We start from the raw sequence: 8,854 nt of genomic DNA, 5'->3' as shown, positions 1-8,854 counted from the left end.
GTTTTGGACCATGCAAATTCGCTTGCTCAGCATCTCAGTCGCGCCTCTTTCCAAATCCCGGATTGAGTTTTTTGCGACTCGCTCCTCCTGGGATACGCAAGGTGCCAAGGACCACAGGGGTTGGCCAAATTTGAACCGTCGAACGCTGAACAGATGCCTAGTGCAACACGACCGGCAACCGACAAAGGCTCAACGCCAGCGCGCTGGACCTTTTTTCATTTGGCGGTCGGCACGACGACATTGGCTTTCAGATCCTTCATCGTCTTGAAGAGCGTCCGCCCGTTGCGCTGAGCCTGGTCTTCCTTGTTGTTGTTCATGACCACATGGACATCGAGACCCGGCCGGTCCAGCAGCTGRATCTGGTAACTAAGGCCCTCCAGCTCTGCATCGTCGTAGTCGTAGTTGAACCGCCCGCCGGAGTGCCCCGAGCGGTCGTTCCATGCCGCGGCATTGCGACCGTGCATGCGTACCAAGGCGTAGTCGTCGCGCGTCGTCTCCCAGATGGCGGGGACGGTGTTGCTAAGGCCCGTCGGCTCGTCGACGATGGTGTGCACCACACCCAGCTCCCGCTGGAACGCGATAGTCTCGGCCGCATGCGGGCCCTCGAACCATTTGTCGCTGCGGAACTCGACGCTCACCGTGTGGCCGGCCATGYGCTCCACACAATGGGAAGTCGCGCAGCGATTGCTGCCGATCAGCGCTTCGCAGGCCGCGAATTCGGGGCTTTCGGCGGCGTCCAGCCGCATCGCAGACGCACTCAAGCCTTGCTCTGCTCCTTCGCCGCTTGATCAAACGCCTCGTGCTCCAACGTGGGCATGCAAGCCCGCCTCAGGACTGAGCGCAAAAGATGGGCTTTGCGGCTGCACTGCCTGACTGCTCAAGGAACCCCTCGGCTGGAGTCGACCGAAACGCAGACTCAACGCGCACCGGAATTCTGCGAACGCGTCAGGTTGCACTCTCAGACAAAAAGCTGTGTCTTGCGGGGCAACCCGCCGAAAGCGCCAACCCTACATTGGCTGCGTTGGTCGATAGACCAGACCTGATGGACTGCCTACCCGTCCGTCCGCCCTCGAATCGTCAATAGGTTCCAGTCATATGAGCGTCAGCAGCCTTGCCCACTCCACCGCTACAGCTTCAATGGCGGATGGCGACGGCTACCTTCTGCAAAGTGAGAGCACGCTTGCGCAAGCCGTTGCCTACGCGATTGAGCGCAGCGCTGCCTTGGGCGCCAGTGAAGCAATCGCGATGGTCAGCGAACAGGGCGGAATCACCCTCACCGTCGCCGGTGGCAAGGTCGAGACGGCGGTGCGCGAAGGCAATCAAAGCCTGCGCATCACCGTCTATGCCGACGGCCGCACAGGCGTTGCATCGACAGAATCGCTCAGCCGCAGCGCCATCGACCGGGTGGTTGAACAGGCCACCGCCATGGCACGCCAACTTGAGCCCGATCCGGAAGCGGGCCTGGCCGACCGCGAAGCCTTGGCATGGACAACGCCGGACGTTCCTCTCTTTGCGCCCTCCGGTCAAAGCGCTGAGGATCTGACGGAGGCCGCCATGGCCATTGAGGCAGCCGCGATCTCGGTCGCCACGCGTGATGGGGTTCGGGTTTCGGAGGCGGGCGCGGCCAGCCAGGACATGCGCTTCGCGCTGGCGACCAGCCATGGGTTTTGCCGGACGGGTAGCGGCTCGGTCCAGCGCCGCTGGTGCCAAACCATCGCCCAGCGGGGCGACGACATGCGGCAAGGCAGTTGGTCATCGGTTGACCGGCGTCTTGAGGGCTTGCTGCCCAGTGCCGAGGTTGGACGCATCGCCGCCGAAAAGGCGCTCGGCGTGCTGGGCGCCGACGGGCTGACCACCCGCCGTGTGCCCGTGCTGGTCGATGCGCCGGTTGCATCCAGCCTGGTGCTCGACATGTGCGGTCAGCTGAGCGGCGCTTCACAGTTTCGGCGCCTGACCTTCCTGCCCGACGCCATGGGGCAGCAGCTGGCCGCCTCGCACCTGACGCTGGAAGAAGATCCCTTCGAGCCTTATGGGCTGGCCAGCAGCACATTCGACAGCGAAGGCGTGCCTGGCAAGCGCCGTGCAATCGTGCGCAATGGCGTGGTCGAGGGCCTGTTCCTGGACACGCGCATGGGCCGCAAGCTGGGGCGGGCATCAACCGGCAACGCCGGCGGCATGCGCAACCTCACCCTGACCAGCACCAACACCGAACCGGGCGACAACCTGGCGGGCATGCTGCGCAAGCTGCGCACCGGCCTGTGGCTGACCCGCTTCATGGGCGGCAGCAGCAATCCGGCCACCGGCGTCTATTCGCGGGCGGCGGCAGGCTTCTGGGTTGAGAACGGTCAGGTCGTCCGACCCGTCCACGGCTTTACGGTGGCCGGCAATCTGCAAGACATGCTCAAGGCCATCGTCTCGGTGGGCACCGACGTTCACCGCGAGGGCTCGATCCGGGTCGGCTCGATCCTGCTGCTCGATATGCAGATCGCCGGACGCTGATCGACCCCCATTTGCTGAAAGAACCGATTCMCATGTCTTTGACCGCTTCCAATCGCCTGACGTTGGCTCAGGACAGGCTGCTTGTCGCCAATGACCTCGACACCAACGCGCTTCAGAATGGCCTGTCCGGCCTGTGGGCGCGGGGCGCCGAATACGGCGATCTCTATTTCGAATTGACCACGCGCGATTCCTGGTCGCTGGAACGCAGCAAGGTGGCGCGTGCCGCCTTCTCCATTTCGCAAGGCGTGGGCGCACGTGCCGTGACCGGCGACAACACCGCCTTTGCCTATTCCAGCGACATCAGCAACAAATCCATCACCGCCATCACCGCCGCAGCCCGCGCCATGCAGGCTCATGGCCAGGATGCCGCCGCGACCGGGCGGGGTGTGGAGATTGCCGGGGTGACCTGCGATTCGGGCGCCTACTCCACCATCGAGGCGGCAGGCGGCATGGACAGCGTCGAGAAGGTGGCGCTGCTGCAAAGGCTCGACCAGATGACCCGCGCCGTTGATCGCCGCATCACCGAAGTCTCGGCCCAGTTGTCGGTTGAAGACTCGACCATTCTGGTCGCGGCCACCGACGGCACGCTGGCCGGCGACATCCGGCCGCTGGTGCGGCTGGACATCTCGGTCATCGCCGAAAACAACGCCAAGCGCTCATCGGGCTCCGCCGGCGGCGGCGGGCGTTTTGCGCTGAGCGAGATGACCGAGGACCGGCTGGAACAGATGGTGCGCAAGGCCACGTCGATTGCGCTCGCCAATCTGGAGGCCAGGCCTTCACCGGCGGGTGAGATGACCGTGGTGTTGGGCTCAGGCTTCCCCGGCGTGCTTCTGCACGAAGCGATCGGCCACGGGCTGGAAGGCGATTTCCATCGCAAGCGTGAATCGGTGTTCAACGGCATGGTTGGCGAGCTCATCGCCGCACCAGGGGTCAACGTCTTTGATGACGCAACGCTGCCCAATGCCCGCGGTTCGCTCAATGTGGACGATGAGGGCGTGAATGGCCAGCGCACGATGCTGATCCAGGATGGCCGGCTGGTCGGCCTGATGCAGGACAAGACGAGCGCGCGAATCATGCGCGACACCGCGACCGGCAATGGCCGCCGACAGTCCTATTCGGATCTGCCCATGACCCGAATGACCAACACCTTCCTGGAGAACGGACCGTACGACCCGCAAGAGATCATCGCGTCGGTCCGCCATGGCATCTATGCGGTCGAATTCAGCGGCGGCACCGTCGACATCACCTCAGGCCAGTTCAATTTCTCGGCCGAGAAAGCCTTTCTGATCGAGAACGGCAAGGTGACCGCACCCATCGAAGGGGCCACCCTGATTGGCGTTGGCAACCAGACGCTCAAAGCCATCTCGATGATCGGCAATGACCTGGCCCTCGATGCCGGCGTCGCCGTGTGCGGCAAGAACGGCCAGATGGTGCCAGTCGGCGTGGGCCAGCCGACCATTCGGATCGACAGCGTCGTTGTCGGCGGAGCGGGGGGCTGAATCATGGGAGCGAAGAAAGAAACACCGGCGCAGCGCCACAGCAAAATCTTGATCATCGGCTCGGGGCCGGCGGGCTACACGGCGGCGATCTACGCCTCGCGCAGTGCCCTTGAGCCGGTGCTGATCGAAGGCTTGCAACCGGGAGGGCAGCTGACCATCACGACCGATGTAGAGAACTGGCCCGGCGACACCAGCGTGCAAGGTCCCGAACTGATGTCCCGAATGGGCGAGCAGGCGCGGCACCTGGGCACCGACATCATCAATGACTTCATCGTCGAGGTTGATCTGTCCAAGCGCCCCTTCGCGGCCGTGGGCGATGGCGGCGCGCGCTATAGCGCCGACAGCCTGGTGATCGCTACCGGCGCCAATGCGCGCTGGCTGGGACTGGACAGTGAACACCTCTATCGCGGCAAGGGCGTTTCGGCCTGCGCGACATGCGATGGCTATTTCTTCCGCAAGCGCGTGGTGGCCGTGGTGGGCGGCGGCAACACCGCTGTCGAGGACGCGCTGCACATGGCCAACTTTGCCAGCGAGGTGTACCTGATCCACCGCCGCGACAGCCTGCGTGCCGACAAGACCAACCAGGCCCGCCTGTTGGCCAACGAGAAGATCAAGCCGATCTGGAACGCTGAAGTGGCCGAAGTGCTGGGCGACGGCAAGAAGGTCACAGGCCTGCGCCTGAACCACCGCCTGACCGGCGAGACCTCGACCCTCGCGCTGGACGGCCTCTTCGTGGCCATCGGCCACGATCCCGCCACTAGCCTGTTCAAGGGTCAGCTGGCCATGGACGAGGACGGCTATGTTCTGGTGGCACCGGGTTCGACCGCCACCAGCGTCGCGGGCGTGTTTGCCGCCGGCGATGTGCAGGACAAGCACTTCCGCCAGGCTGTGGTGTCCGCCGGCATGGGCTGCATGGCGGCCCTGGAAGCCGAACGCTTTCTCATCGACGCCAAGGCCGGCGCAAGCCGGCCTCAATGACTCCCTGGGCGCCGCCCGCTTTTGGCGGGTGGCGCCTCCGCACAAAGGATCAACAAATGTCTCTTCTTAAAGTCACCACCGTCGACCGCTTCGAGGACGATGTGCTCAGCTCGTCGATTCCRGTTCTGGTCGATTTCCATGCCGCCTGGTGCGGCCCGTGCAAAGCCTCGGTACCCGCTCTGGAAGATGCCGCGCGCGAGTTCGAGGGCGAGATCGCCTTCGTCAAGGTCGACATCGACCAAGAGCCCAAGCTTGCCGAGGCCTACGGCGTGCAGAGCGTGCCGACATTCATTCTGATCAAGGACCGCGAGCCGGTGGAGCGATTCATCGGCCAGGTCTCTCGCGGCAAGCTGGCATCGGTTCTCGAGCCCCATGCCGGAGGCAGCCAGTGACCGCCTATCGCGCCTTTGGCAATGAAGCCACCAAGCAGGCCCTGAGGGCCGACATCCGGGCCAAGGGGCCGGTGTACGCCGCCTGGCTGACCCAGGCATCGATGGAGGGTGATCTGACGCCGATCTCGCAGGACTATGGCCTGCACCCGGCTCTGGCCCGCCTGTTGCCCGCGCTGGGCGCCTTTGGCGAGGGCGATGAAGCCCCTGCGTTCTATGACGCCCTGCTGGAAGCCATTCCGGTCGGCGCCGAGACGGCCAACATCGCGCGCCGCGCGGTGCTGCTGGCCTGGACGGACCCGATCTATGGTCGCGCACAGCGCGTCGAGGCAGGCCCCGTTCGCGAGGCCTGCGAAGCGGTCATCGCCCTTGTGCGTCAATCCATGGCCACATCGGTCGACAAGCAGACCTGGCGCGCGGCCCGCGCAAGGCTGGCACATGCGCAGCGGGAAGCACCAGCGCCCGACAAGGTGATTGATCTGGTGCTGTCGCTGGCCTGGGATCTTGAACAGGCGCCCGGCGCGGTTCAGGATGCGATGGTGGCCTGGACGGCGCAGCTGTCCGCCGAGGCAGATGCCGCAGACGAGGACCCGTTCACCGACGCCGAGGCCGCGTTCTTCAAGTCCACCATGGACCGCATCACTGAAGAAGTCATCGCCACCCTGAGCAATGAGAGTGACGGCGACGACTTCAACTACGAAGCCTTCCTGGAAGAAGCGAACAGGCGCTGGGCCGCTGATCTAGTCGCACAGCCGCTCAAGCTGCGATCCCTCGCAAGGCAGGCTCGCATCAAAGCCAGGCTTGCAGAATGGCGATCCATCGTGCAGAAGAAAGTGGTTGATGACGCCACGACGCTGGTCGTGTAATCYAGCTGTGTACAGCTAAAGGAGACGGTCTGGCGATCAGCTGGACCGATCACGGAACRCATGTCAGTAGCGCCTTCGCTCATTGCCGCCGTCTTCAACGACAGCTTTCGCGGCTCCCGCGAGGGTGAAGGTTGGCGTGTCAGCAGCGTTTCGCGTGACATCGCCACCGTACGCCACATCGCCACCGGCGCCTTCGCCTGTTCAATCGAGGGCGGCGCGGCCGCGGACGGCCGGGGCTTCTGCACCCACATCATCTTTCTGCGTTCCGGCAAACTGACGGTAGACCAGCATGGGCATCGGCGCAGGCTGCTGGCGGGCGACATCTTTGTGGCTTGCGCCTGGCAGCCTATGGCCCTGGCCGGGTCTGGCAAGGTGGACATGCTCGTCATCACCTTGCCGGGCTGGTGGTCGATGCAGCGCTTCATGGACAAGCTTCAGCTTCTGCCTGACCTCTACGTCAGCAACGAGTACTTTGCCGCTCCGATCATCGCCGACCTGGCGCAGCTGATCCTTGATCTCAACGACGGTGACGCGCTGGCCATCCCCCAGGCCCTGACGATGCTGGCAGACCTCCTGCGCACGGCACTGGCCGCTGGCGCCAAGGCGGAAGCCATCATGCCGCGGGCACGCGGGCGCATGGGGGAAGTCCTGTGGTTCATCGCCCAGAATCTGGATCAGCGCGGTCTGTCGGCCCAGGATGCTGCGGCGACCCTGAAATGCTCGGTGCGTACGATCTACAACACCTGCGCGGCCCACGGCACCAGTTTCAGCGCCTTGGTCACTGAAACCAGACTGGTCGCTGCGCAGTACCAGCTCATCCGGTCCAATGACCGCATTTCCCAGATCGCCTATGCCGTGGGCTTCTCCAGCCTGTCCCACTTCTCCCGGCTATTCCGGGCGCGGTTCGGCGTCACGGCCAAAACGATGGGCGCGGGCAACCGTGCCGAAATCATCGCGAACCAACGGGCCTGAGCAGGTCACGAGCAGAACGTGAAAGGCGCCGGCGCCGCCATATGGAAGATGGCAGACGCCGGCGCCGCTGCGGGTGGTCAGAAGTGCTTGCGCAGCGATAGCGTGTAGCGACGCAGACGCGGATCGAAATAGGACGTCGCGCCCACGCTGTAGGCAATGGCGCTGCTGATCGTCGGACCCTGGTTGTTGAACACGTTGTTCACGCCAAAGGTGATGTCAGTTCCGCGCAGAGCACCGCTCGCAGCGAAGAAGTCATAGCTCACATAAAGGTCGTGATAGACATGGCTCGGCACCTTGCTTGCGCCCTGCCACGTCTCCCACTGGCTGCAGGAGAAGGCTGACAGGGTGGACTGGCAGGCCCGGTAGTTGTCGTAGTACTGGGCGTTCCAGCCCGCGCTCCAGGCGTTCTTGCTCCAGTCGACCCCGACGTTGCCGCGCCACTTCAGCGGGCCATCGGAGAACCCGGACCGTTCCACCGCCGGAGCTCCCGCCTGCACACTGCGGCTCAGTTCCATCGTGTGGGTGGCGGCGGCATAGAAGCGCAAATGCCCCAGCGCCTCGCTCGTCGTGGCGTACTCGGCCTGGATGTCGAGCGCCCGAAGGCGACTGCGTGCCAGATTGAACAATGTCGAGTCGATCTGAGTGATGGGGCCAGGCTGACCGTCCGACCCCGGCCCGCGGACCACGCGCCCAGGGAAAGCAGCTTCGTGGTCGACAAAGTAGCTCAGTGGCAGCTTGCTGACCTCATTGGTCTTGCGGATATCGGTGTAGTCCAGCGAAATACGCAGACCCGGCACGATGCGCGGCGTCAAGATCATGCCCAGCGAGGTGCTCTTCGATTTTTCAGGCATGAGCGAAGCGCTGCCGCCGGCCAGCACCGTCAACGGCCCGGGAATGAGCGAGTTGCCCAGCGCCGGATCGCGCAGATCAAGAAGCGAGATCAGGAACGACGAGAACAGAGCGGGTGTCGAACTGCGGATCTGGCCGAGGTCGGGCGGCAAAAATCCGGTGCCACGGCTGGCGCGGAACGTGACATCACGCGTTGGCGCATAACGAAAACCAAGCGTGTGGCTCGTCGATCCAAAGCTGTTGATCGACGGCGTCTGGGGCGTGAACGGGCCGGCGGCGCTATCGACCTCAATTGAAGAGCCCGAGAAATCGGTCCGGTAAGCGTCATGGCGAACCGAAGCCATCAGTTCCAGCATGTTCACGAAAGGCATGTCATTGCCGGGCGAAATCAACGGCGCGCGCAGTTCCAGATATTGCGCATCAACCCTGCGATGTGCTTCAGGCGTCCAGTAGAAGGCGCTTGTACCGCCCACATCACTGGTATCGACTGCATCGTCGCTGGTCTCATTGCGTCGTTCAACAAGCGCGGTGGCGGTGAGCTTGCCGCCTGGAAGCTCCACGACCGGGCCGCTCAGCCGCAAGGACAGCGTCTTGAGCGTGTTGCCAACTTTGCCGTTCTGCTTGAAGAACGTGAACAGTGAGTTGAGATCGCTGAGCGGTGAAGCGGAAATATCGCGAAAAACCTCGCCCTGAAGGGTTTCGTCGGCGGTCGGTGATGCGGCACCGAGAACCGTGCTGTTGGTGCTGGTGGTGGTGCTGCGCAGCCAGCCATAGTCCAGCACCGCGCTCCACTGGTAAGGCA

8 protein-coding genes are annotated in these 8,854 nt (G+C 63.9%); 6 read left to right on the top strand and 2 right to left on the bottom strand.

All coding sequences use genetic code 11. The annotated features are described in order from the left end of the window. Positions 1-215: 215 nt before the first annotated feature. Positions 216-746 carry a DUF72 domain-containing protein gene (locus ACXJKR_RS17055; protein WP_457323831.1) on the bottom strand — a complete coding sequence of 177 codons (531 nt, stop codon included), beginning with the start codon at positions 744-746 and terminating at the stop codon, positions 216-218. A 349-nt stretch (positions 747-1,095) separates the two neighbouring features. Here ACXJKR_RS17055 and ACXJKR_RS17050 point away from each other — a divergent pair, with 349 nt between their 5' ends. From ACXJKR_RS17050 to ACXJKR_RS17025, 6 genes are read left to right on the top strand one after another with little or no spacing between them, the layout of a single operon-like run. Beyond that, positions 1,096-2,499, top strand: coding sequence for a TldD/PmbA family protein (locus tag ACXJKR_RS17050; protein ID WP_457323830.1), 1,404 nt, complete (start codon positions 1,096-1,098; stop codon positions 2,497-2,499). 32 nt (positions 2,500-2,531) lie between these two features. After that, entirely contained in the window at positions 2,532-3,998 is a 1,467-nt protein-coding gene (gene tldD, locus ACXJKR_RS17045) for a metalloprotease TldD (protein WP_457323829.1), read from the top strand. A 3-nt stretch (positions 3,999-4,001) separates the two neighbouring features. Continuing rightward, positions 4,002-4,976, top strand: coding sequence for a thioredoxin-disulfide reductase (gene trxB / locus ACXJKR_RS17040; RefSeq protein WP_457323828.1), 975 nt, complete (start codon positions 4,002-4,004; stop codon positions 4,974-4,976). Positions 4,977-5,032: 56 nt separating this feature from the next. Next, positions 5,033-5,368 (top strand): thioredoxin, encoded by a 336-nt coding sequence (gene trxA, locus ACXJKR_RS17035; protein ID WP_457323827.1) that lies wholly within the window; start codon positions 5,033-5,035, stop codon positions 5,366-5,368. Further along, positions 5,365-6,231 (top strand): hypothetical protein, encoded by an 867-nt coding sequence (locus ACXJKR_RS17030; RefSeq protein WP_457323826.1) that lies wholly within the window; start codon positions 5,365-5,367, stop codon positions 6,229-6,231. The genes trxA and ACXJKR_RS17030 overlap by 4 nt, the downstream gene beginning before the upstream one ends. Before the next feature lie 60 nt (positions 6,232-6,291). After that, complete coding sequence (locus ACXJKR_RS17025; RefSeq protein WP_457323825.1) at positions 6,292-7,203, top strand: helix-turn-helix transcriptional regulator; 912 nt, start codon at positions 6,292-6,294, stop codon at positions 7,201-7,203. A 77-nt stretch (positions 7,204-7,280) separates the two neighbouring features. Here the strand turns inward: ACXJKR_RS17025 and ACXJKR_RS17020 are convergent. Further along, on the bottom strand, positions 7,281-8,854 hold a 1,574-nt coding region (locus ACXJKR_RS17020; protein ID WP_457323824.1), incomplete at its 5' end, for a TonB-dependent receptor domain-containing protein.

Source organism: Roseateles sp. P5_E11, from assembly GCF_054049355.1.
Note: the sequence above shows the minus strand (reverse complement) of the source record. Positions and strands in the feature narration are given on the sequence as shown.

Excerpts from the sequence above, each read along its gene's own strand:
- tldD (WP_457323829.1), top strand. The coding sequence starts at position 2,532 with ATGTCTTTGACCGCTTCCAATCGCCTGACGTTGGCTCAGGACAGGCTG.
- ACXJKR_RS17050 (WP_457323830.1), top strand. The coding sequence starts at position 1,096 with ATGAGCGTCAGCAGCCTTGCCCACTCCACCGCTACAGCTTCAATGGCG.
- trxB (WP_457323828.1), top strand. The coding sequence starts at position 4,002 with ATGGGAGCGAAGAAAGAAACACCGGCGCAGCGCCACAGCAAAATCTTG.
- ACXJKR_RS17025 (WP_457323825.1), top strand. The coding sequence starts at position 6,292 with ATGTCAGTAGCGCCTTCGCTCATTGCCGCCGTCTTCAACGACAGCTTT.